Consider the following 21,177-nt stretch of genomic DNA (forward strand, 5'->3'; position numbering starts at 1 on the left):
GGCTGAAGAATCATGGTTAAGGCGGTCTTAACCGGTTCCGGATCGCATTGACCCCGGCATATCAAGCGCTTAAATCGCCCGCCATGGCCCTAAGAGAAATCATCATCCTGCCGGACAGGCAGTTGCGGCTCGTTTCCAAACGCGTCGAAAAGATCACGCCTGAGATCCGCAAGCTGGTCGACGACATGTTCGAGACCATGTACGAGGCGCCCGGCATCGGGCTGGCCGCGATCCAGGTCGCGCAGCCGCTGCGGCTGGTCACCATGGATCTCGCGAAAAAGGACGAGAACGGCGAGACCACGCCGAAGCCGCGCGTCTTCATCAATCCGGAGATCATCTCGGCGTCCGAGGAGAAGTCGGTCTACGAAGAGGGCTGTCTGTCGATCCCCGAATATTACGAGGAGGTCGAGCGGCCGGCGCGGGTGCGCGTGCGCTTCACCGACATCGACGGCAAGGTGCATGAAGAGGATGCCGAGGGCCTCTACGCCACCTGCATCCAACACGAGATCGACCATTTGAACGGCATCCTGTTCGTGGACTATCTGTCGAAGCTGAAACGCGACCGCGTGCTGAAGAAGTTCGCCAAGGCCGCCAAGCGCGCGGTGGAGTAAGGTCGGCACTATTTTCGCCGTCATGCCCGGGCTTGACCCGGGCATCCACGTTCTCTGCAGCCGTGGATGGCCGGGACAAGCCGGGCCATGACGGGTACTCTACTTTCAGCCGAGGTAACCCGCCCCATGCCGCTCCGCCTGATCTTCATGGGTACGCCCGATTTCGCCGTGCCGACGCTGCTCGAACTGGTCGCGCACGGCCACGAGATCGCCGCCGTCTATACCCGCGCGCCGAAGCCGGGCGGGCGGCGCGGCCTGCAACTGCAACCGACGCCGGTCGAGCAGGAGGCACGGCGAAACGGCATTCCCGTGCTAACGCCGAAGACGCTGAAGACGCCGCAAGCGCTGGAAGAATTCCGCGCGCATCAGGCCGATGCGGCGGTCGTGGTTGCCTATGGAATGATCCTGCCGCAGGCGATCCTCGATGCGCCGAGGCTTGGTTGCTACAACCTGCACGCTTCGCTTCTGCCGCGCTGGCGCGGCGCCGCGCCGATCAACCGCGCGATCATGGCCGGCGATGCCGAAACCGGCGTGATGGTGATGAAGATGGATGTCGGTCTCGACACCGGCGATATCGCGATGGCCGAGCGGCTTGCGATCACCGACCGGATGACGGCGGCCGATCTGCACGATGCGCTGGCGCCGCTCGGCGCCGACCTGATGGTGCGGGCGATGGCCGCGCTGGAACGCGGCGGGCTGCAACTGACCAAGCAGAGTGAGGACGGCGTCACCTACGCCGCCAAGATCGAGAAGGCCGAGGCGCGGATCGACTGGAACAGACCTGCGCACGACGTGCTGCGGCATGTCCACGGCCTGTCGCCATTCCCAGGCGCTTGGGCCGAATTGCCACACGACGGCGAATCGGTGCGCATCAAGATTCTCCGCTGCGAGCTCGCGAGCGGCTCGGGCACGCCGGGCACCGTGCTCGATGACAACCTCGCGATCGCCTGCGGGGAGGGCGCCATCCGTGTCCTCGAGCTGCAGCGCGAAGGCAAGGCACGGATGAAGTCGATCGACTTCCTGCGCGGCACGCCGCTGAAGGCCGGCGCGCGGTTCACATAGGTCATGCCCCGCTACAAGCTCACCATCGAATATGACGGCACGCCGTTCTGCGGCTGGCAGATCCAGGACAATGCGCCGAGCGTGCAGGGCGCGCTGGAGACCGCGGTGAAGGCGATGTGTGGCGAGGATGTGCGCGTCCACGGTTCCGGCCGCACCGATGCCGGCGTGCACGCGCTCGGACAGGTCGCGCATTGCGACATCGCAAAGCCGTTTCCGCCGGACCGCCTGCGCGACGGCCTGAACGCGCATCTGCGTCCAAATCCGATCGCGGTGCTCGGGGCCGAGATCGTACCGGATGATTTCCAGGCGCGCTTCTCCGCAAAGAAGCGCCATTACCTCTATCGCATCAGGAACACGCGCGCGAACCTTGCGCTCGACATCGGCCGCGTCTGGCGCGTGCCACGCCATCTCGATACGGACGCGATGCATGAAGCCGCGCAGCGCCTGATCGGTAAGCATGACTTCACGACCTTCCGCGACACCGAATGCCAGGCGAAATCGCCGGTGAAAACGCTCGACCAGCTTGATGTCACGCGCAACGGCGATGCGGTCAGTATCGTCACCTCGGCGCGCTCGTTCCTGCATAGCCAGGTGCGCTCGCTGGTCGGCTCGCTGGTCTGGGTCGGCGAAGGCCGCTGGACCGCCGACGATCTCGCCGCAGCCCTTGCCGCCCGCAACCGCGCCGCCTGCGGGCCGGTGGCACCGCCGGAGGGCCTGTATCTCGTGCGGGTGGAGTATTAGACCTCGGCCCTCTCCGCCGTCATGGCCGGGCTTGTCCCGGCCATCCACGCCTTCCTTGTGGGAGGGTGGGCGAAGGGCGTGGATACCCGGCACAAGGCCGGGCATGACGACGGATACTTAACCCCAAGCGGAGAAGCGTGGATGGCCGGGACTAGCCCGGCCATGATGGCGGAGTGAGTGGCGACGGCGGAGCAAACGCCTCAGTCCTGGAGACTAGGCAAAATACCTGTCCAGCACGCCGCGATAGACTTGCGTCAGTTTTTCCAAATCGGCGATCGGCGCTCGTTCGTCGATCTGGTGCATGGTCTGGCCGACCAGGCCGAACTCGATCACCGGGCAACAGCTCGAGATGAAGCGCGCATCCGACGTGCCGCCCGAGGTCGAGAGCTCCGGCTTGCGTCCGGTCACCGCCTCGATCGCTGCCACCGCAAGGTCGGTGAACGGGCCGGGCTTGGTTACGAACACGTTCGAGTTCGACGGCTCCCAGACGATGCGGGCGCGGATGCGGTTGCCGCAGGCCTTGGTCAGGCGTTCCTCCACCAGCTTACGCAGGCCCTCCTGGGTGTGGTTGTCGTTGTAGCGGATGTTGAATTTCGCCCGCGCCTGGCCGGCGATGACGTTGCTCGCGGCATTGCCGACGTCGACGGAGGTGAATTCGAGGTTGGACGCCTGGAATTGCGCGCTGCCATGGTCGAGCGGCTCGTCGCTCAGTGCGACGATCAATCGCGAAATATCGGGCACCGGATTGGAGGCGCGGTGCGGATAGGCGACATGGCCCTGCACGCCCTCGACATAAAGCGTGCCGGATTGCGAGCCGCGGCGGCCGACCTTGATGGTGTCGCCGAGCACCTCGACATTGGAGGGCTCGCCGAGCACGCAGTGATCGAACCTTTCGCCGCGCTCTGCCGCCCACTTCAACAGCTTGATCGTGCCGTTGATGGAAACGTCTTCCTCGTCGCCCGTGATCAGGAACGAGATCGACCCTCGACCGTCCTCTCGCGGCTTGCCGCCATGGTCCTTGAGATATTCAAGCACAGCAGCGACGCTGCAGGCGATGCCGCCCTTCATGTCGACGGCGCCGCGGCCGTAGAGAAAGCCGTCCTTCACCTCGCCGGAGAACGGGCCATGCGTCCAGGCGGACTCGTCGCCCGGCGGTACCACGTCAGTATGGCCGGCAAAGGTGATGTGCGGCGCCTGATCGCCGATGCGCGCATAGAGATTGTCGATGTCGGCGGTGCCGGGCTCGCTGAAGGTGACCCGGTGCACCTCGAAGCCGGCGGCTTTCAGGATGTTCTCAAGCACGCCGAGCGCGCCGGCGTCGGCCGGCGTGACGGAAGGGCAGCGGACAAGGTCGCGCGTGATGGAAATGGCATCGGTCATGCGTACGGACTTAACACGCCACCGCGGCGGCGGGCCAGCCTTGCGCGGCATGCTCCCGACTTCGTGTTGCGGCTCTGCGACGCAGCCGATCAGCTTGCTTTTGACGTGGCGCGGCCCCGCACGCTGACTAGACCTGCCAGTGCAACCAGCGCAAAGACGGCACCCGCGAAGAACGTAACTCGCGGTCCGGCACTGTCCCATAACGCCCCCGCGATCACGCTGGCCGCAAGCATCGCGATCCCGCAGACCAGGTTGAAAAAGCCGTAAGCTGTGCCCCGCAGCTCGGCGGGCGAGGTATCCGCGACAAGCGCTGCCAACAGCCCTTGCGTGAAGCCCATATGCAGTCCCCACAGCGCGATGCCCAGCGCGACACCGGTCATGCTGGGCAGAAGCGCGAGCAAAAGATCGGCGACGATCAAAAGCACGATGCCGAACGCCAGCACGGTTGTGCGGTCCATGCGATCGGACACCACGCCGGCCGGATATGCCGCGCCGGCGTAGACGACATTCATCAGGACCAGCACGGCCGGTGCGAGCGTAACCGGCAGGCCAACATTCTGCGCGCGGAGGATCAGAAACGCCTCGCTGAAGCGAGCCAGCGTGAACACGCTCGCAATCGCCACCACCCACCAATAGGCCGCGCCCAGATTTCTGATTTCGCTGAGGCTGATTGGATTGCGCACCTCGCGCAACCCTTTCGCCCGCGCGGGTTCACGCACCGCAAACGCGATAAGGGCGAACGACAGCAAGCCGGGAATGACTGCAAACCAGAACACAGCCTTGAAATGGTCTGAAGTCAGCCACATCAGGCCGATGGCGATCAATGGTCCGATGAAGGCGCCAACCGTATCCAGCGATTGCCGCAGGCCAATGCTGGCGCCGCGCAGATGCGCCGGAGCAATGTCCGCCACCAGCGCGTCGCGCGGAGCGCCGCGAATGCCTTTTCCGATCCGGTCGATGAAGCGCGCGGCCATCAGCCAGCCGACCGTCGGCGCCAGCGGAAAGATCGGCTTGGTCAGCGCTGCAAGGCCATAGCCGAGCGCCGCCAGCCATTTTCGCTTGCCGAGCCAATCGGAAATCGCGCCGGAAAATATCCTGGTGATCGAGGCCGTCGCCTCGGCGATGCCTTCGATGACGCCGACCGTCACCATCGAGGTGCCGAGCACCGTCACCAGATAGACCGGCAGCAGCGCATGAATCATCTCCGAAGAGATGTCCATCAGCATCGAGACGAAACCGAGCGCCCAGATACCTGCCGGAATCTCGCGAAGGGAGCGGCCTGGTCGGGTGCTCGCCTCAGCCATGGAGCTGACCTTTCAAGCGATCATGCCCCATGAGCGAGCTTAGCAGCGTCCTTAGTCGCGCAGCAATTCGTTGATGCTGGTCTTGGCGCGGGTGCGCTCGTCGACGCGCTTGACGATGACGGCGCAGGCGGTCGCCGGGCCCGGCTGGCCGTTCTTCATCGGCTTGGGCGGCAGCGTGCCGGGCACGACGACGGCATATTCAGGCACTTCGCCAACAAACGTCTCGCCGGTCTCGCGATCGACGATCTTGGTGGATGCCCCCAGGAACACGCCCATCGAGAGCACCGCGCCCTTACGCACGATCACGCCTTCGGCGACCTCGCTGCGGGCTCCGATGAAACAATCGTCCTCGATGATCACGGGCTCGGCCTGCAGCGGCTCGAGCACGCCGCCGATGCCGACGCCGCCGGAAATATGCACGCGCTTGCCGATCTGCGCGCAGGAGCCGACGGTCGACCAGGTGTCGACCATGGTTGCTTCATCGACATAGGCGCCGAGATTGACGAAGGAGGGCATCAGCACGACGTTGCGGGCGATGAAGGCGGAGCGGCGGACGATGGCGCCCGGCACCGCGCGAAAGCCGGCATCGCGAAAGCGGTTCTCGCCCCAGCCATCGAACTTCGACGGCACCTTGTCCCACCACGACCCCTTGCCGGGGCCGCCGGGGATCTGTCCCATGTCGTTGAGGCGGAACGACAGCAGCACCGCCTTCTTCAGCCATTGGTTGACCTTCCATTTGCCGCTCGTCTCACGCTCGGCAACGCGCGTCTCGCCCTTGTCGAGCAGCTCGAGCGCGTAATCCACGGCCTCGCGCACCTCGCCCGTGGTCGAGGTCGAAATGCCGTCGCGGGCTTCGAACGCGGCGTTGACGATGGACTCGAGGGCGGACAGCGACATCGGGCGATTCCTTGAGGCGAGCGGCGGGGAGGGTATTTGGAGCTTTTTCGGGATTTGGCGCGGCGGAGTCAAGGCTGGTTCTGCCGTAGCCCGGATGAAGCCAACGGGTCGCGCGAATGCGCGCCCCGTTGGCTCCATCCGGGCTACGTTTTCAGCCTGTGGCGCGCAGCATCTGCAAAAACCCCGTCAGATCGTCCGTGACATAGTCGACATGCGCGGCGTCGCGGCCCTCGAGCTCCCAGTCCTCGCGTACCACCTCCTGCGTCCCGTCGGGCACCACCAGCACCGTGGTCATGCCGAGCTGATGCGGCACGACCAGGTTGCGCGCGAGGTCTTCGAACATCGCGGCCTTGCCTGGATCGACGTCGTGCAGCGCCAGGAAGCGCTGATAGGTCTGCGGCGCCGGTTTCGGCTCGAGCTCGGCGGCGATGATGTCGAACACCGCCTCGAAATGGTCTCCGATACCGAGACGCGCGAGCACCGCGCCGACATGGTCGGTCGAGCCGTTGGTCAGGATCAGCTTGCGGCCGGGCAGCCTTGCGATCGCAGCGCCCATCGCCGGGTTCGGCTCCAGCGGCGAGTGATCGATCTGGTGGACATAGGCGAGGTAGTCATCGGCGCGGACGCCGTGCTCGGTCATCATGCCGCGCATGGTGGTGCCGTAGCGCAGATAATAGTCCTTCTGGATGCGGCGGGCTTCTTCCGCCGTGACGTTGAGCCAGTTGCTCACGAATTCGCCGATCCGCGCATCGACCTGCTGCCACAGATTGACGTGATGCGGATACAGCGTGTTGTCGAGATCGAACACCCAGGTGTCGATATGGTCGAAGGCGCGGGACATTTTCACCACTCTCTCACGTCGTCCCGGCCTTCGCCGGGACGACGAACTTCTATCACGGCATCGCAAAGCGCAGCGTCTTGCCGCCGCTGGTCATGTCGACCGGCGCAAAGCCGACCGTGGCAAGGCCACGCGTGGGGCAATCGCCCTGCTCGGCGATCTCGAACTTGCTCTCGCGGGTGCAGAGCTGCGTCGCGCCGCCCCAGTTCAACGGCTTGTCCTTCAGGCGGATGGTGCGGTTCTCGGCATCGACGGCTTCGGCGAAGGAGAAGATCTGCTTCGGCTGGCCGGCGACGTCGGGATGCAGGCACTTGCCGGGATCGATCCGATACCAGCCGCGGCTGGTGACGGCCTTGCCGTCGTCGGTCGCCACCGCCGCCATGATCTTGTGCGGCGTGTCGTTGCACCAGGTCAGTCCGGTCGCGGATGGCTTCTGCACGGCATCGATCATGGTGGTGAAGAAATTCGGCGATTGCACGACGTCGCTGGAGAGGCCGCGGCTCCTGAGGAACGCCGACAACGCTCCTTGCGTCTTCGGCCCGTCGACGCCGTCGATCGGCGCGGCATCATAGCCGGCGATCACGAGCAAGCGCTGGATGCCGGCAAGCCGTGCCTGCTCCTCGTCATATTCCGAGCCTTCGGCGAGATAGGCGACGAGGTTGCCGTCCTCGGACTGGGTCGGTGTTATCTGCGTGAATTGCGCCGGCGTCTGGCCGCTGCGGCACTGGCGGGCGGCGGCGATGACGAAATTGTCCTGCGCGACGCAGAGCGTATCGGTGCCGTTTTGCGGGATCGGCGAGGCGCCGTAGACGCCGAGCGCCCGCGCATTCAGACGCACGCGGTCGGCGGAAAGCGCGCCCTGCACCACCACGCGGCAGGCGGCGGGGTCGATGCGGAACCAGCCCCGCGTCGCGGTCGCCGATTTCTCATCGATCCCGATGGCGGCCTCGACCACGTAACTCATGCGGTTGCAGAGCTTCAGGTCGGCCAGCGCCGGCGCGGAGGAAAACAACAACGAGAGCGTGGCGGCCGGCAGCGCCATTAGAAGACGCGCCAGCCCGGAACGACGCGATTGCTTTGTCTTAAGCTCGTCATGCCCAGGCTTGACCCGGGCATCCACGCCTTTCCTACCGTCGGCAAACCGGACGTGGATGGCCGGGACAGGCCCGGCCATGACGGCTCCAGTGTGCGTGGCCGCCCCAGCCATCACTTGTGGATCAGCGTGCCGGTGCCCTGATCGGTGAACAGCTCCAGCAAGACCGCATGCTGCGTCTTGCCGTCGATGATGACGACGCCCTGCACGCCCTGCTCCAAGGCATAGATGCAGGTCTCGACCTTCGGGATCATGCCGCCGGAAATGGTGCCGTCGGCGATCAATTTGCGCGCGTCCTTCACCGACAATTCCGGGATCAGCTTCTTGGACTTGTCGAGCACGCCCGGCACGTCGGTGAGCAGCAGCAGGCGCTTGGCCTTCAACGCGCCCGCGACCGCGCCGGCAAAGGTGTCGGCATTGATATTCAGCGTCTGGCCGCCGTCCTTGGATGTCGCCAGCGGCGCCAGCACCGGGATCAGCTCATAGCCGATGAGCTGGTTGAGCAGCGTCAGGTCGACCTTCTCGGGCTCGCCGACGAAGCCGAGATCGATCGCCTTCTCGATGTTGGAACCTGGATCGATCATGGTGCGCGTCGTCTTCGACGCCTTCACCATGTTGCCGTCCTTGCCGGAGAGGCCGACCGCCTTGCCGCCGGCCTCGTTGATATAGCCGACGAGCTGCTTGTTGACGGAGCCGGCCAGCACCATTTCGACGATCTCGATGGTCGCCGCATCGGTGATGCGCAGGCCCGCCGCGAATTCGGACTGGATGCCGAGGCGCTTGAGCATGGTCGCGATCTGCGGCCCGCCGCCATGCACGACCACCGGATTGATCGCGGTCTGCTCCAGGAGCACGATGTCGCGCGCAAAGGCCTTGGCGGTGTCCTCTGCGCCCATGGCATGGCCGCCATATTTGATGACGATGGTTTCATCGTCATATTCCTGCATGTGCGGCAGCGCCTCGGACAGGATGCGGGCCTGGTCGAGCGGGCTGATCTGTGTGTCGGTCATGGAGCGGGTCTCGCAATTCCCAGAGAGCGGCGTCGGGCGCGGTTCTATCTGATTGGCGGGCTCGCGAAAAGCGCGTCTCTCACTTGTAGCCCCGTTGGCTCCACCCGGGCCACGAGGTTACAGCTTATCGCGATTCGGCCATACCGCCGCTACCGCCAGCACCAGCCAGCTCACGATCAACAGCGTTCCGCCGGTCGGCGCGGCCATCGGAAACAGTCCGTGGCCGGCATATTGGCGCAGGCAGAGATCGCCGGCGAACAATGACGCGGCGATGACGAAGCCGACCGCAGAGGCGGTCCCGATCGCGCGGTTCAGCAGGCCGCGACCCACGAGGGCGATTGCCCCGAGCACCGCACTGGCATGAAACAGCAGCATCGACGAGGCGGCTGCAAGCCGCGTCGCATCGGCGAGATGGGCGGATCCGGCCGCCAGCATCACGCCACAAGCGCCCATGAGGCCGGCCAGGAAGAGCAGGATTCGATGCAGGCTGGTCATCCGCGGCGCTCCTCGAGCAGGCGTACCATCGCGGCGCGCAGCTCCGGCATGCCGGCGCCGGTCCGTGAGGAGGTCGCCAATATATCCGGAAAGGCGGCCGGGTGTTTGGCCAGCGCGGCCGCGGTCTCTTCGATGCGGGTCGTAAGCTCGGAGGCCTTCACCTGGTCCGCCTTGGTCAGCACGACCTGGTAGCTGACGGCCGATTTGTCGAGCGTCTTCAGGACGTCGAGATCGACATCCTTGATGCCATGGCGGGCGTCGATCAGGACATAGACCCGCGCCAGGGTGGCGCGGCCCTGCAGGAATTTATGGATCAGCGCGGTCCAGGACGCGACCTTGGCCTTGGGTGCGGAGGCATAGCCATAGCCGGGCATGTCGACCAGACGGAAGCCCGCTTTCTCCGGGCCTTCGAAGAAGATCAATTCCTGGGTGCGTCCCGGCGTGTGCGAGGTGCGTGCCAACGTGCTGCGGCCGGTGAGCGCGTTGATCAGGCTCGACTTGCCGACATTGGAGCGTCCGGCAAAGGCAACCTCTAACCCCGCCATCGGTGGCAGCGTCTCGATCGATGGCGCGGCCCAGATGAAGTGCCAGTCGCCGGCGAACAGTTTGCGCCCCGCTTCGATCAGCTCCGCATCGGTTTCGGCGGTCATGTGGGAAGGTCTCGCTCGCGCCCGTCATTGCGAGGAGCGAAGCGACGAAGCAATCCATTGCTCCGCAAGCGGTGAAATGGATTGCTTCGCTTCGCTCGCAATGACGTCGTTACGTCGCTTTCTTCGGCGCGAAGGTGGCCTTGAGGTTGTCGAACAATTCCACCTTCACCCCGTTCCGGTGCATGATGTAGCTCTGCTGCGCCACCGAAAGCAGGTTGTTCCAGGCCCAGTAGATCACCAGGCCTGCCGGGAAGCCGGCCAGCATGAACGTGAAGATCAAGGGCATCCAGTCGAAGATCATCTTCTGCGTCGGATCCGGCGGCGTCGGATTGAGCTTCATCTGGAACCACATCGTGATGCCCATGATGATCGGCCAGATGCCGAGCCACAGATAATGGCCGAACACCGGGATCGTGGTGGGATCGAACGGGATCAGGCCGAACAGGGTGAAAAGGTTGGTCGGATCCGGCGCCGACAGGTCCTTGATCCAGCCGAAGAACGGCGCGTGCCGCATCTCGATGGTGACGAACAGGACCTTGTAGAGCGAGAAGAACACCGGGATCTGCAGCGCGATGGGAAGGCAGCCCGCGATCGGGTTGATCTTCTCCTTCTTGTAGATCTCCATCATCTCCTGCTGCTGCTTCACCCGGTCGTCCGGATAACGCTCCTTCAGCGCCGCGAGCTGCGGCTGGATCGACTTCATCTTCGCCATCGAGGCGTAGGACTTGTTGGCGAGCGGGAAGAACAACAGCTTCACGATCACCGTCACCAGCAGGATCGAGACGCCGAAATTGCCGAACAGGCGATAGAACCAGTCGAGCGCCAGGAACATCGGCTTGGTGATGAAGTAGAACCAGCCCCAGTCGATCAGCAGATCGAAGTGATTGAGGCCGAGCTGCCGGTTGTAGCCGCCCGGCCCAAGCGGGAAGTTGATGCCGACGACGCCGGCTTCCTTGGCACCGGCGAACAGCCGCGCGTTGGCGGTGACGGTGCCGCCGGCCGCGACGGTCTGCGGCTCCAGCAGATAGTCCGTCTGGTACCGCCTGATATTGTTGACAAGATCGGAGGAAAAACTCGCCTGCAGCTTGGCGGAGGTGTCCGGCAGCAGCGCGGAAGCCCAGTATTTGTCCGTGATACCGAGCCAGCCATCGGTGGCGGTGAAGTTCACCCGCTTGGCGTCGTCGATCTTCTTGTAGCCGTATTCCTGCAGGCCATGGTCGCCGAGATAGCCGATCAGGCCTTCATGAAGGATGTAGTAGCCGGAAACCTGCGGCGTGCCGTGGCGCGAGATCAGCGCAAAGGGATAGAGCGTGACCGGGGCGCTGCCGGCATTGGTGACTTCATCCTTGATGGTGAAGAGATAGCGATCGTCGACCGCGATGGTGCGGCGGAAAGTCAGGCCTTCGCCGTTGTCGTATTTCAGCGTGACCGGACTAGTCGGCGTCAGCGTGCCGGAACCCTCCCGCTGCCACACCGTGCTCGCGTCGGGCATCCGCAACGTGGTGCCGCTCGCCGGCACCCAGCCGAATTCCGCGTAATAGGGCGCGGCCGTCTGCGACGGCGAGAACAGCACGATCGGCGGTGATTTCGGGTCGACGGTGTCGCGGAATTTCTCCAGCGACAGGTCGTCGATGCGCGCGCCCTTCAGCGAGATGCTGCCGGACAGCGTGGGCGTGTCGATCTTGACGCGCGGGCTGGCCTCGACCGCGGCTTCGCGGCTGACGACCGGCGCGCCGGAGGCCGGTTGTGTGGCTGAAGGCGGTGACGCCGATCCCGGCTGCGGTGCGGTGCTAGGGGTCGCCTGCTGCGTCTGCGGCGTCTGCTGCTTCTGCAGTTCCGCCTGCGCGTGCTGCTGCGCGCGCTGCTTCTCCATCTGCGGCACGTTGTAGAAATATTGCCAGGCGATCAGCACCAGGCCGGACAGAATGACGGCGATGATGGTGTTGCGGTTATCGGTCATCTCTTCAAGGTCTCGTCATTCAATTCCGGTTGCCGCCGCTCTTTATATTATTCTGGCTGCCGCCGCTTTTGGCCGGTTGCCGGTCGAGGCGGCGAAGCGCCGCGCGGAGGTCGTCGAGCATGGCCGCGAAGTCGCGGGTCAGTGCATCCCGGCGGCCGACTAACACATAATCATGATGTGGTCGCATCGGTATGACGTCGAGCTGCTGTATCAGCGCGCGAAGCCTGCGCCGGATGCGGTTGCGCTCGGTAGCGGTGCCGTTCTTCTTGGTGACGGTGAAGCCGACGCGGATCGGGCCATCATCGTCGCGGGCGCGGCCCTGCAGCACAAAGGCCGGGCTGGTCGCCCGCGCGCCATTGGCAACGGCGACGAAGTCCGCCCGCTGCCTTAGCCGATCCATTTAGAATCTCCGGAAGACGCCCGGGGCTCAGGCGCTCAGACGCTTGCGGCCACGCGCGCGGCGCGCAGCGAGGACCTTGCGGCCGCCGGCCGTGGCGAGACGGGCGCGGAAGCCGTGGCGGCGCTTGCGCACCAGTTTGCTGGGTTGATAAGTCCGCTTCACGGGTAGTTCTCCGCTGAACAGGCAATCTGCCGATGAATTGAGATAGGGTGTCCGGTGATGCAGGCTGGCCCAAAATCGGCCATTCGCGGCCCCAAATGAGCCGCCCCCGGCAAACCGGGCCATCGCGGACAATTTGCGCGGCTTATAAGGGAGCGCCTCCTTTTCGTCAATGTCGCCCCGTGCGGCAAAAGCGGTTCTTCGAAAGGTCGTAATTCGCGGAAATAGTCCTGATTCTGTGGGGTTGTTGCATATGTGGCCCGGCTTTAGCCGGCTGCATCCGGGGCTCATGGAACCGGCTTACATTAGCGATCCGTAATTTGACCGGCGATGGTGCACGGCAGCATGCTGAACATGCGCCAAAGAAGGCCTATATCGTGTCAGTGACCGACGATCAGCCGACGACGGAGAAGTCTCGGGCGCAGCCGGTTTACCGGCTTGGCCTGTCCGGCAAGCTTCTGCTGCTCACGATCCCCCTGGTGATGATCGCCGGGATGCTGATCTTTGTGCCCGCGATCGCCAACTTCCGGATCAACCGGCTGAACGACCGGCTGGCCGCCGCCAACACCGCGGCGCTGGTGCTCGATGCCGCGCCATCCGGCTACGTTCCGGAGTCGCTGGCACGCCAGATCCTCACCAGCATCGGCGCCCGCGCGGTGGCGATCAAGATGGGCCAGCAGCGGCGACTGCTCGCCAGCGCCGACCTGCCGGCTGCGATCGACCATGACGTCGACCTGCGCGACATATCGGTGTGGTCGGCGATCGTCGATGCGTTCCAGATCATGCTGGAGCACGGCGACCAGACCATCCGCGTGGTCGGGCCGGCGCCGGGCCAGGCGCAGTTCATCGAGGTCGTGATCGACGAGAAGCCGCTGCGCCAGGCGATGTACCGCTTCTCACGCAACGTCCTGATCGTTGCGCTCCTGATCGCGGGCCTCACCGCGGGCCTGGTCTATCTCGCCCTGCATTATCTGTTCGTGCGCCCGATGCGGCGGCTGACCGCGAGCCTGATCGGTTTCCACGAAAACCCCGAAAGTTCGGCGCGGATCATCGTGCCGAGCCAACGTGGTGACGAGATCGGCGTCGCTGAGCGCGAGCTGTCCGACATGCAGCGCGACCTGGTCTCGATGCTGCATCAGAAGAGCCGGCTGGCGGCGCTGGGGCTCGCCGTTTCCAAGATCAACCACGATCTGCGCAACCTGCTTGCCTCCTCGCAGCTTCTGTCCGATCAGCTCGCAAGCGTCCCCGATCCCAGGGTGCAACGCTTCGCGCCGAAACTGCTGCGTTCGCTCGAGCGCGCGATCGCCTTCTGCCAGTCGACATTGTCCTACGGCCGCGCCCAGGAGGCCGCGCCCGACCGCCGCATGATCCTGGTCGAGCCCGTCGTCGTCGAGGTGCGCGAATCGGCAGGGCTTGCCTCGGATGCCTCGATCACCTGGATCAGCGCGATCGAGCGCGGGCTCGCGATCGACGCCGATCCGGACCAGCTATTCCGCGTGCTGCTCAACCTCGTGCGCAACGCGGCGCAGGCGCTGGAGAGCCGTCCGGCGACCGACGGCGGTGCCCAGCAGATCCGCATCACCGGTCGCCGCGAGGGGACGGTCGCGATCGTCGAGGTCTCCGACACCGGTCCCGGCGTTCCCCAGAAGACCCGCGATCACCTGTTCGAGGCGTTCCAGACGTCCGGCCGCCCCGGCGGCAGCGGGCTCGGCCTTGCGATCGCCGCCGAGCTGATCCGCGCCCATGACGGCGAGATCAACCTGGTCGAGGGCACCATCGGCGCCACCTTCCGCATCGCCATTCCCGACCGGCCGGTGGAACTCCAGATCATCCGCACCGAGCGCGCACGGGCCTGAGGCGTATGCCGCAATAGCCGGAAACTCCGGCTTTCACTGCCCGGGGCGCGCTTCCGGCCCAAATCAACCCAGAGAACCCCCACCCCAGACCTTGCCAACGGGATCGGGACCTTGTAGCTAGAGCGCTCTTTCGCTGATGCGTCCGAGCCTCCTCGGATGCACCTTGGGCTTTCACGCCCCTCACGCGAAAACGCGCCCGTAGCTCAGCTGGATAGAGCATCAGACTACGAATCTGAGGGTCGGACGTTCGAATCGTTCCGGGCGCGCCATCCACATCATTGATTGGCATTGCGTTTTCCGTTTCTGCTCGGCGCCTTGGCGGTGCCGGTTTGCAGACGGTTTGCAAACTTTGTTCTCGGGCTGTGCTCGAAATTGAAGATCGCCTGCTCAGCGAGCCCGTGCGTCCTCGCAAGATATCGTTCCAGAATTCGGTAGACCGTCTTAAGCGAATGCCCGGTAATCGTCGCGATCTGCTGCGGCGTGCAGCCAGCTTCGGACAAGAGCGTCACGGCTGTGCCACGCAGGTCGTGGAAGTGCAGTTCAACGGGCTCGTCCAGTCCCGGCAGGCTCACGGTCTGCAAGCCGGCCTTCGTCATGGTCCGGTCCCACAGCGTGTTGAAGTAGCGCGGCTTCAATGACTGGCCGGTCTTCGTCGTCAAGATCAGGGTCGAGACTTGCTTCATGCCGTCGAGCATGCGGCGCAACGCGCGGGTGCAAGGGATGTGGATCAGCGGCGCCGACTTTCCCTTCCGGCGTGCCTTGCCTTGCCGCAGTTCAATATGTTCGCCCTTGTAGGCGGACCACGGCAGGCGCAGCAGATCGCCCTCGCGCTGGCCGGTATGAAGTGCCAGGATCAGCGCGCGCTGCAGCTCGATAGGCGCCACCTTCATGAAGGCGGCTATATGCTCCGGCAACCAAATGATTTCGGAGCGGTCGACATGGTAAAGCCGCTTGAACCCACGCAGATGATTCGCCGTCAGTGTCCCGCGGTCGACGCACCATGTCAGCATTGCGGAGATTGCGGAGAGCCGATTGTCGGCCTCGCGCTGCCCGGATTTCCGCGCGACTTTTTCGCGCCAATCGAGCAGGTCTTTGCGGACGCGGGGATCATCGAGAGCGGCAATCGGCATGGTGCCGAATTCGGTCTCTGCCTTCGTCAGCATGCGCTTGTACTCAGCCTGCGTCGAGGCGGCGAGCTTCTGCTCGAACTCAATGGAAGTTGTGTAAGAGCGGATCAGGCTGTTCAGCGTGCCCGCGTGGCGATCGCGGATTAGCTTTTCGGCCGCCGCGTAATCGGCAATGAACTCGGGCTCGCCAGGCTCGCCGTGCAGACGTTTGCCTGTTGCTCGATGATACCAATACGTTCGGCGGGTGCCGTCCTTGAGCGTTTTGTAGGTGGGAAAGACGCCTTCGATATTAGCCCTGACCACGTTCCCGCCTCCATTGATCGAGCGGCGTTAGGGTGGCTGCATCCTGCTCCGGCGTCTCGGCGAACACAACGATCTTTCCGCTCTCGATCTCGACCCGCGCGACCGACAGACCGGCCGCCACCACGGCCAGCACGGCCTTGGTGACGTCGGTCTTTTTGAAGGTCTGCCGGGCGCGGGACATGGATCAGCGCGCCGTCTTCTCTGCTATCCCGGCGAGCAGTCCGGTGCTGCTCTTGCCTGCGCTGCGGCCCTTCTTCTCCGCCGCAGCCCGATCCCTAACGCTGCGGACCAACTCCGCCGTCATCGACGTGCAGTTATACTTGGCCCACGCCTGCAACTGTTCGCGCACGTCGGCGGGTACATTCAAGTTCAGTGCAATCATCTCTCCAAAGCCTCGATGCGAAGCAGATTAGTTGTAGAAATAACCGTGATGCGTTCGATACTGATCGGCAACAGGGAACCCGTTTGCGCGCCTACGTGAGCCGCTACGGTGATCACAACTTAGAGAACAGCAAAAAAGCCCGCCGGGTTGCGGCGGGCCTTGGCGTCGAGACGTGGGCGCGATCAGCGCGCGGTAACTTAGAGCGCGCCGATCTCTCCCAGGAAGCTGGACAGGTTTTTATTCATCATCTCGACAGCGAGATTGACCGACCGAACGAGACCAGTCGCCGAGGTAACGTACCCGAGCTCGCCGTCGTCGGTCGTGAGTGAGACGAACACTTGACCATCACCGAGATATTGAAAGCTTTTGGGCTCCGCCCTCGGCGTGCGCGTGATGATATCTGCAGCCATTAATTTTTCTCCAAAGTTGGAACAACAAAACATCTATCGGTGACGAGTCCGTCACCGCTCAGCGAATTTAATGGTCTCCTTGGGGAATTCGGCTTTGCGAAAGCTGGCCGCTTTGCGCGAGCGGCACACCATGCTGCTCCTACGCGTGGCGCTCGTCAACTGCACCGTTTAGGTGCATACTCGCGAAGCTGATCGGAGTGAGAGGTAAAAGGCGCCGAACACGATGCGCGAAGAAATGGAAGAATGGCTAGCGTTGAAGACTTCGTCGGGGAAGTGTTCGACAGGATTGCTTCATCAGCTGGTTTATCACTACGAAAATAGAACTCTGCACGTTCACCAGATCTTGGATGAGATTGCGATTCTAGAAGGCGTCTCACCCAAGCGTTCACTGACGAAGCCTGAATCCGAGTTAGGCCGACCGCCACTGCGTGGGCTCTGGCACAAGCATTTCATGCAGCCAGCATACATTGCGAAGAATCTGGTGAACTATTGGAATCCCGAAAAGCTGGAACAGCTAGAACGTGAAGTGCCACGCGATCGCTGGATCCATCATTTCGTAATCGAGGGATATTCACAGCGCGCCGGTAACGCACCCCCGAGCGAAGGCCTCCAGCCAGCCCTTACCGGACAATGGATCGTTTTCGCAAAGCATCAGGGCATCAATTATTACCTGACCCTGGGTCGGCATGCCGAGGATGAAGAGATTTGGAGGCGGTGTCGGGCTTGCGCGCCTGAGTTTCCTGATTTGAGCATTCTTCAGGAAGACAGGCTGAAACCGAACAGCTCCCGGGCCGGACCGTAGCAGCACCCATCACCGGCTTCCCCGCGTGTTCACGGCGCCATCGTCCCCGGATCGAAGCTGACATCGGACTTGGCCACTTCGCCGCGCGCCGGCCTCTTGCCGGTCCATTCGAAATGCATCGGGTCTTTGCGGCCTCGCCAGTCGCCGCCCCATGACAGCCCATGCTTGGCAGCCATGTCCGAGACGTTGTCCGGCAGGTTTGTGTGAAGCAGCCCGTGGCGCATCGGGTTTGCACCTGGGTTGATATCGATGGCGTTGCCATAAGCATGCTGGGATAGGCGGTTCGATCCGGCGATGTTGCGATGGTTGTACCCGCCAAGCGAGTGGATTTTGTAGCCGCTCGCTTCGAGGTCCGCGAGAAAACCCCGGAAGGACTCGGCGGCATCCTTGTGGACCACGACCGGCTTGCCGCTCGGCGTATGGATCGTGACGAGATTCTGGCCCGGTGCACCATACTGGCCGTGCATGAGATTCGCGCTGCCCCGTCCGGATGTCGGTGCAGTAGCTTCAGGCGATGATGGTGGCGCTGCCGGATTCTCGAACTGCGCCTTGCGTCTGGCAACCTCGCGGCCCCAGCCTTCGCGAAAGCTCTCAGGCGTCTGCGCACCATGCATGCCGGGATAGGGGTTGCCCGCGATGTTCGTTAGGGCGCCGCGGGTGAAATGACCCATGCCTTGTTGATGGATCATGTAGCGCTCGGCCTCGGTTGGATCGCGGCCGAAGCGCTGTTTGAAGTCGGCGGCATCAGCCTCGAACTTGGCGGCTGCGGCCTCGGCGTTGTCGCGCGCGGAGTAGATGTTGCCGTCCGGCTTACTGAAGCGCCGCCATTCCTCGCCGCTGAGCTGAAACAAGCCCTTGTGCGGGTTTGCCGCGCGGGCGTTCGAAGATGGATTCATGTTGCTCTCGATCGAGGCGACGCCCTTTAGGAAGTTTGGGTCGATACCGTGCCTTTTGGCGGCATCCTGGATCGCCGCATCGACCTCGGCCGAGCCGCGCCGTACCGGACGGCCGCCTGTTTCGGGTGCCCGCGGTGCACGCGGCACCGGCGGATCGGTGTCGCCTTCACCACCGAAGCGTTCGCGCGGCTTTTCGTCGTGCGGCTCGGCGCGGTGCTCGTGATGCTGCTGGCGCGGCCCATGACGATGCTCGGCGCGGTGATGCCTGACACCGTGGCGATGGCTGCCATGACCGTGACCGTGAGACGGCGGCGCGTCGGCATCGCGAGCGCCGAGATTGCGCTCAGCAGCGCGGCCCTGCGGCTCGTAGCCGTCAAGGTCCGGTGCAATGTCGCCGAACAGGTTCACGGTGCCGGCCTCGCCGGTCTCGATCGTCATCGTGCCGACAACGACGCCGTCGATCGTGATTGTGCCGGTCTCCTTCAATTTAGCTCCGATCCAGACAGCGGTATGAAGCCATTCGCGACGAGGTCGTCCAGCAGCGCGCGCAGGCCTTCCGCGGAAAGCTCGCTCGCGCCGCAGTGCTTCGCAAGAATTGCGTCAGCCAACTCGACCGCAACATCCCGGTGAATGTCGTGCATCGCCATCGCGCCTTCTACGTCGAGATTCAAGATTGATCGCCTCATTGGTCAAGTATCTGAGAAGTTATGATCGCCGGCGAAGTAGCGGCCAGAACCATCCGGCGACGGTGCTCCTGTCGGGAAGCCGTAGAGCTGCTCGAGCTGATCGGAGATCGCCTGCGCCAGCGTGCGGCCATCGATGTTCAAGTTAGTCGCGTTTTGGATGTGAATGTTGCGATTGGTGCCGGGGACGAACCGCATCGGCTGGTTGAGGCCCTTGCCGACCGAATCGCCGTCGCTGCGGCCGGCGCCGTTCGGGTTGCCGAACCAGCCCCGCAGCCTGCCGGGGATGCTCTCCAGCCATTCGATGAAGCTCATGATCGCGTTCTTGATGCCGTCGAAGGCGGCGACGATGGTCTGCCACTGGACCTTGGACAACTCGTGCAGCGCGGCGGCGACGGCTCCGAGCCCAGGGACCGCGCTGATGATGGTGGTCGCAACGTTCCTGATAGTCTCGTAGTGATTCTTGATCGACTCCCAGTTGACGGCAACGAATGCTCCAAGGGCGATCACGGCGGCCCCGATCAGTGCCGGCACCGATGCGAGGCTCGCGAGCGAGATCGCGCCTAGGGCGACGAGGCCCGCGCCGATGGCGGCGACGACTCCGAAGATCGCCTTCATTGTCTCGGGCGAGATTCCGGAAACGGCCGCCGTCATGCCGTTGATCGCGCCCGTCAGCTGCTTCAGGACGGCTACGACGTTCTCACTGTTGGGGCCCGCGACCGCGACGAGAAGGTTGTTCCATGCGTTTTTCATCGCCTCCAGATTTGCCGTGACGCTCTTGTCGTTGATCAGGTCGTAAGATGCGCCAGCGCCGAGGCCTTGCTGCATGCGCGCGCGCTCGGCGATCATCTGCTGCATCCCGGTGGCTTCTTCCATCGTTAGCCGCTGCGTCGTCTGACGCCCGGTCATGCGCATGATGGCCTGCTGTTGCTCGATCGGATCAGTGATGCCCCGTTTGGCGAGCTCCTCGTTGATCTTCTGCGCGAAGGCGAGTGGATCTTGTCCGATCAGATTTGTGAGCCGGTTCGATGCTTCCTTCGAGATCGAGACGTGGCCGCCCTCGGTCGTCCATTCGCCCGGCTTGAGGAAGCCCATCTCTTCCATGCCCTGGGCGGTTCTCTTCATCATCGTGCCCCCGGCGAGCTGCTGCCAAAGAGACATGTATGCGGTACCGGCGCGATGACCTCCCATCATTTGGGACTGGATCGCTAACGAGAGGAATCCTTGATCGCTCAAGCCGCGCAGCGTCGGACCGCCCTGTTGCGCCAGCGCGAGGAGGGTGTCTTCATTAACAGTGCCATGGGTCGCCGCTTTGATGCGGGCAACCGTATCGAGAAACGCGGCGAGTCGCTGGGGGTCGATATTCTTGGTGACCGGATCGGTGATGCGGCCCGACATTTCGCCGGCGCGGATCACCTTCTGCAAGGCACCCGTTACATCGCCCTGGAAGTGCGCATCGGCCTGTTGCGTCCATGCGTATTTTGCGAGCGGCTCCCAGGTCTCCATCGCCTCGTGCTCGCCCATGATCGAGTACGTGGCGCCAGGGATTTTCAGCAGGTCCTGGACCTTCATCGGTACCCGCTTGGAGATGTCGAAGGCCTTGGCCGTCATGGTGCCGCTTGCGGCGGCGTTGCCGATCTCGCCGCCGAGGCGCTGCAGTTTGATCAGCTCGTCCTGAAATTCCCGGGTCTTGTCGACGAGCTTTCCCATAGCTCCCAAGATCGTCGCGCCGGCCAGGATGCCGCCGACACCTAACAAGGCTTTCGACCATCCGGCAAAGTTGTTCTCGATATCTTTTATTTTCGTGCCGAGGCCGAGCATGTCGCGACCGATGATCGCGAGGACCGGACTGACGCCGTTGGCGAGCGCGATAGTGACCCCAATCTTGTAAGCTTCCACGTCACTACTCCTCAAAATGATGCGCGCGTCGATCGCCTTGACCGCTTCATGTCCAACGCCACGCGAGGCAACGGAGGCGACCTTTCTAAAACCCGACCCGCGCGCCGACCGAGCAAGGATGCCTCGCGCAAACCTTGAAGGTGGCCCGGGAAAGGCGGCATTGCATCCGTGCGCGCCTTCTTCCCGGGCCCGATCGCGCGCCGGGGACAGCGCGCGACC

General features: G+C 63.8%; 23 protein-coding genes and 1 tRNA gene. 6 read left to right on the plus strand and 18 right to left on the minus strand.

Translation table 11 applies throughout. The features are described from left to right. The first annotated feature begins 83 nt into the window (after positions 1-83). The 3 genes from def (at position 84) to truA (ending at position 2,414) form a co-directional block, all read left to right on the plus strand. Positions 84-611 carry a peptide deformylase gene (def, locus tag AAFX91_RS00125; RefSeq protein ID WP_207234411.1) on the plus strand — a complete coding sequence of 176 codons (528 nt, stop codon included), beginning with the start codon at positions 84-86 and terminating at the stop codon, positions 609-611. 126 nt (positions 612-737) lie between these two features. Then, positions 738-1,673 carry a methionyl-tRNA formyltransferase gene (fmt, locus tag AAFX91_RS00130; protein WP_130577775.1) on the plus strand — a complete coding sequence of 312 codons (936 nt, stop codon included), beginning with the start codon at positions 738-740 and terminating at the stop codon, positions 1,671-1,673. A gap of 3 nt (positions 1,674-1,676) precedes the next feature. Then, positions 1,677-2,414, plus strand: a complete 738-nt coding sequence (gene truA / locus AAFX91_RS00135) for a tRNA pseudouridine(38-40) synthase TruA (protein ID WP_130577776.1) — start codon at positions 1,677-1,679, stop codon at positions 2,412-2,414. Between the two features lie 213 nt (positions 2,415-2,627). Here the strand turns inward: truA and dapE are convergent, their stop codons facing one another. The 11 genes from dapE to rpmH form a co-directional block, all read right to left on the minus strand. Continuing rightward, positions 2,628-3,794 carry a succinyl-diaminopimelate desuccinylase gene (dapE, locus tag AAFX91_RS00140; protein WP_394565165.1) on the minus strand — a complete coding sequence of 389 codons (1,167 nt, stop codon included), beginning with the start codon at positions 3,792-3,794 and terminating at the stop codon, positions 2,628-2,630. Between the two features lie 89 nt (positions 3,795-3,883). Then, the gene (locus AAFX91_RS00145; RefSeq protein WP_130577778.1) at positions 3,884-5,098 is read right to left on the minus strand and encodes an MFS transporter; all 1,215 of its coding nucleotides are present in this window, start codon (positions 5,096-5,098) and stop codon (positions 3,884-3,886) included. A 51-nt stretch (positions 5,099-5,149) separates the two neighbouring features. Beyond that, positions 5,150-5,995: a 2,3,4,5-tetrahydropyridine-2,6-dicarboxylate N-succinyltransferase gene (dapD, locus tag AAFX91_RS00150; protein ID WP_130577779.1), complete on the minus strand. Its 846-nt coding sequence runs from the start codon at positions 5,993-5,995 to the stop codon at positions 5,150-5,152. 151 nt (positions 5,996-6,146) lie between these two features. Then, positions 6,147-6,845 carry a pyrimidine 5'-nucleotidase gene (locus AAFX91_RS00155; RefSeq protein WP_165421025.1) on the minus strand — a complete coding sequence of 233 codons (699 nt, stop codon included), beginning with the start codon at positions 6,843-6,845 and terminating at the stop codon, positions 6,147-6,149. A 43-nt stretch (positions 6,846-6,888) separates the two neighbouring features. After that, positions 6,889-7,875, minus strand: coding sequence for a DUF1036 domain-containing protein (locus AAFX91_RS00160; RefSeq protein ID WP_394565226.1), 987 nt, complete (start codon positions 7,873-7,875; stop codon positions 6,889-6,891). A gap of 164 nt (positions 7,876-8,039) precedes the next feature. Beyond that, the gene (gene argB / locus AAFX91_RS00165) at positions 8,040-8,936 is read right to left on the minus strand and encodes an acetylglutamate kinase (RefSeq protein ID WP_130577782.1); all 897 of its coding nucleotides are present in this window, start codon (positions 8,934-8,936) and stop codon (positions 8,040-8,042) included. A gap of 117 nt (positions 8,937-9,053) precedes the next feature. Beyond that, complete coding sequence (locus tag AAFX91_RS00170; protein ID WP_394565166.1) at positions 9,054-9,431, minus strand: DUF423 domain-containing protein; 378 nt, start codon at positions 9,429-9,431, stop codon at positions 9,054-9,056. Continuing rightward, entirely contained in the window at positions 9,428-10,081 is a 654-nt protein-coding gene (gene yihA, locus AAFX91_RS00175) for a ribosome biogenesis GTP-binding protein YihA/YsxC (protein WP_394565167.1), read from the minus strand. The genes AAFX91_RS00170 and yihA overlap by 4 nt, the downstream gene beginning before the upstream one ends. A 109-nt stretch (positions 10,082-10,190) precedes the next feature. Next, positions 10,191-12,041 carry a membrane protein insertase YidC gene (gene yidC / locus AAFX91_RS00180; protein ID WP_394565168.1) on the minus strand — a complete coding sequence of 617 codons (1,851 nt, stop codon included), beginning with the start codon at positions 12,039-12,041 and terminating at the stop codon, positions 10,191-10,193. A 19-nt stretch (positions 12,042-12,060) separates the two neighbouring features. Next, the gene (rnpA, locus tag AAFX91_RS00185) at positions 12,061-12,441 is read right to left on the minus strand and encodes a ribonuclease P protein component (RefSeq protein ID WP_130577786.1); all 381 of its coding nucleotides are present in this window, start codon (positions 12,439-12,441) and stop codon (positions 12,061-12,063) included. Between the two features lie 27 nt (positions 12,442-12,468). Next, positions 12,469-12,603, minus strand: coding sequence for a 50S ribosomal protein L34 (gene rpmH / locus AAFX91_RS00190; protein WP_008542748.1), 135 nt, complete (start codon positions 12,601-12,603; stop codon positions 12,469-12,471). A gap of 374 nt (positions 12,604-12,977) precedes the next feature. On the opposite strand from rpmH, the gene AAFX91_RS00195 reads away from it, so the two are divergent. Continuing rightward, a complete protein-coding gene (locus tag AAFX91_RS00195) occupies positions 12,978-14,456 on the plus strand; it encodes a sensor histidine kinase (RefSeq protein ID WP_130577787.1) in 1,479 nt (492 codons plus the stop codon). 192 nt (positions 14,457-14,648) lie between these two features. Then, positions 14,649-14,725: transfer RNA gene (locus AAFX91_RS00200), tRNA-Arg, on the plus strand. A 6-nt stretch (positions 14,726-14,731) separates the two neighbouring features. Here the strand turns inward: AAFX91_RS00200 and xerC are convergent. From xerC to AAFX91_RS00220, 4 genes are all read right to left on the minus strand, one after another. Next, positions 14,732-15,886: a tyrosine recombinase XerC gene (gene xerC / locus AAFX91_RS00205; protein WP_394565169.1), complete on the minus strand. Its 1,155-nt coding sequence runs from the start codon at positions 15,884-15,886 to the stop codon at positions 14,732-14,734. Then, positions 15,873-16,067 carry a hypothetical protein gene (locus AAFX91_RS00210; RefSeq protein WP_394565170.1) on the minus strand — a complete coding sequence of 65 codons (195 nt, stop codon included), beginning with the start codon at positions 16,065-16,067 and terminating at the stop codon, positions 15,873-15,875. Before AAFX91_RS00210 ends, xerC begins: the two co-directional genes overlap by 14 nt. A 3-nt stretch (positions 16,068-16,070) precedes the next feature. Further along, positions 16,071-16,268 carry a hypothetical protein gene (locus tag AAFX91_RS00215; RefSeq protein ID WP_394565171.1) on the minus strand — a complete coding sequence of 66 codons (198 nt, stop codon included), beginning with the start codon at positions 16,266-16,268 and terminating at the stop codon, positions 16,071-16,073. 197 nt (positions 16,269-16,465) lie between these two features. Further along, positions 16,466-16,678 carry a hypothetical protein gene (locus AAFX91_RS00220; RefSeq protein WP_394565172.1) on the minus strand — a complete coding sequence of 71 codons (213 nt, stop codon included), beginning with the start codon at positions 16,676-16,678 and terminating at the stop codon, positions 16,466-16,468. A 223-nt stretch (positions 16,679-16,901) separates the two neighbouring features. Between AAFX91_RS00220 and AAFX91_RS00225 the strand changes: the two genes are divergently transcribed. Then, entirely contained in the window at positions 16,902-17,480 is a 579-nt protein-coding gene (locus AAFX91_RS00225; protein ID WP_394565173.1) for a hypothetical protein, read from the plus strand. 29 nt (positions 17,481-17,509) lie between these two features. Here the strand turns inward: AAFX91_RS00225 and AAFX91_RS00230 are convergent, their stop codons facing one another. Genes AAFX91_RS00230 through AAFX91_RS00240 form a run of 3 tightly spaced genes read right to left on the minus strand, consistent with a single transcriptional unit; the run spans position 17,510 to position 20,958 of the window. Next, on the minus strand, positions 17,510-18,862 hold the full coding sequence (locus tag AAFX91_RS00230; protein ID WP_394565174.1) for a M15 family metallopeptidase: 1,353 nt from the start codon (positions 18,860-18,862) through the stop codon (positions 17,510-17,512). After that, positions 18,859-19,023: a hypothetical protein gene (locus AAFX91_RS00235; protein WP_394565175.1), complete on the minus strand. Its 165-nt coding sequence runs from the start codon at positions 19,021-19,023 to the stop codon at positions 18,859-18,861. The genes AAFX91_RS00230 and AAFX91_RS00235 overlap by 4 nt, the downstream gene beginning before the upstream one ends. Before the next feature lie 42 nt (positions 19,024-19,065). Beyond that, the gene (locus AAFX91_RS00240; RefSeq protein ID WP_394565176.1) at positions 19,066-20,958 is read right to left on the minus strand and encodes a hypothetical protein; all 1,893 of its coding nucleotides are present in this window, start codon (positions 20,956-20,958) and stop codon (positions 19,066-19,068) included. Between the last annotated feature and the right edge of the window lie 219 nt (positions 20,959-21,177).

This window comes from Bradyrhizobium sp. 31Argb (assembly GCF_043638955.1).
Classification (GTDB): Bacteria; Pseudomonadota; Alphaproteobacteria; order Rhizobiales; family Xanthobacteraceae; genus Bradyrhizobium.

Bases quoted from the DNA above. Each gene is read 5' to 3' on its own strand.
- def (WP_207234411.1), top strand. From the start codon at position 84: ATGGCCCTAAGAGAAATCATCATCCTGCCGGACAGGCAGTTGCGGCTC.
- fmt (WP_130577775.1), top strand. From the start codon at position 738: ATGCCGCTCCGCCTGATCTTCATGGGTACGCCCGATTTCGCCGTGCCG.
- truA (WP_130577776.1), top strand. From the start codon at position 1,677: ATGCCCCGCTACAAGCTCACCATCGAATATGACGGCACGCCGTTCTGC.
- dapE (WP_394565165.1), bottom strand. From the start codon at position 3,794: ATGACCGATGCCATTTCCATCACGCGCGACCTTGTCCGCTGCCCTTCC.
- AAFX91_RS00145 (WP_130577778.1), bottom strand. From the start codon at position 5,098: ATGGCTGAGGCGAGCACCCGACCAGGCCGCTCCCTTCGCGAGATTCCG.
- dapD (WP_130577779.1), bottom strand. From the start codon at position 5,995: ATGTCGCTGTCCGCCCTCGAGTCCATCGTCAACGCCGCGTTCGAAGCC.
- AAFX91_RS00160 (WP_394565226.1), bottom strand. From the start codon at position 7,875: ATGGCGCTGCCGGCCGCCACGCTCTCGTTGTTGTTTTCCTCCGCGCCG.
- argB (WP_130577782.1), bottom strand. From the start codon at position 8,936: ATGACCGACACACAGATCAGCCCGCTCGACCAGGCCCGCATCCTGTCC.
- AAFX91_RS00170 (WP_394565166.1), bottom strand. From the start codon at position 9,431: ATGACCAGCCTGCATCGAATCCTGCTCTTCCTGGCCGGCCTCATGGGC.
- yihA (WP_394565167.1), bottom strand. From the start codon at position 10,081: ATGACCGCCGAAACCGATGCGGAGCTGATCGAAGCGGGGCGCAAACTG.
- yidC (WP_394565168.1), bottom strand. From the start codon at position 12,041: ATGACCGATAACCGCAACACCATCATCGCCGTCATTCTGTCCGGCCTG.
- rnpA (WP_130577786.1), bottom strand. From the start codon at position 12,441: ATGGATCGGCTAAGGCAGCGGGCGGACTTCGTCGCCGTTGCCAATGGC.
- AAFX91_RS00210 (WP_394565170.1), bottom strand. From the start codon at position 16,067: ATGTCCCGCGCCCGGCAGACCTTCAAAAAGACCGACGTCACCAAGGCC.
- AAFX91_RS00215 (WP_394565171.1), bottom strand. From the start codon at position 16,268: ATGATTGCACTGAACTTGAATGTACCCGCCGACGTGCGCGAACAGTTG.
- AAFX91_RS00220 (WP_394565172.1), bottom strand. From the start codon at position 16,678: ATGGCTGCAGATATCATCACGCGCACGCCGAGGGCGGAGCCCAAAAGC.
- AAFX91_RS00225 (WP_394565173.1), top strand. From the start codon at position 16,902: ATGCGCGAAGAAATGGAAGAATGGCTAGCGTTGAAGACTTCGTCGGGG.
- AAFX91_RS00235 (WP_394565175.1), bottom strand. From the start codon at position 19,023: ATGGCGATGCACGACATTCACCGGGATGTTGCGGTCGAGTTGGCTGAC.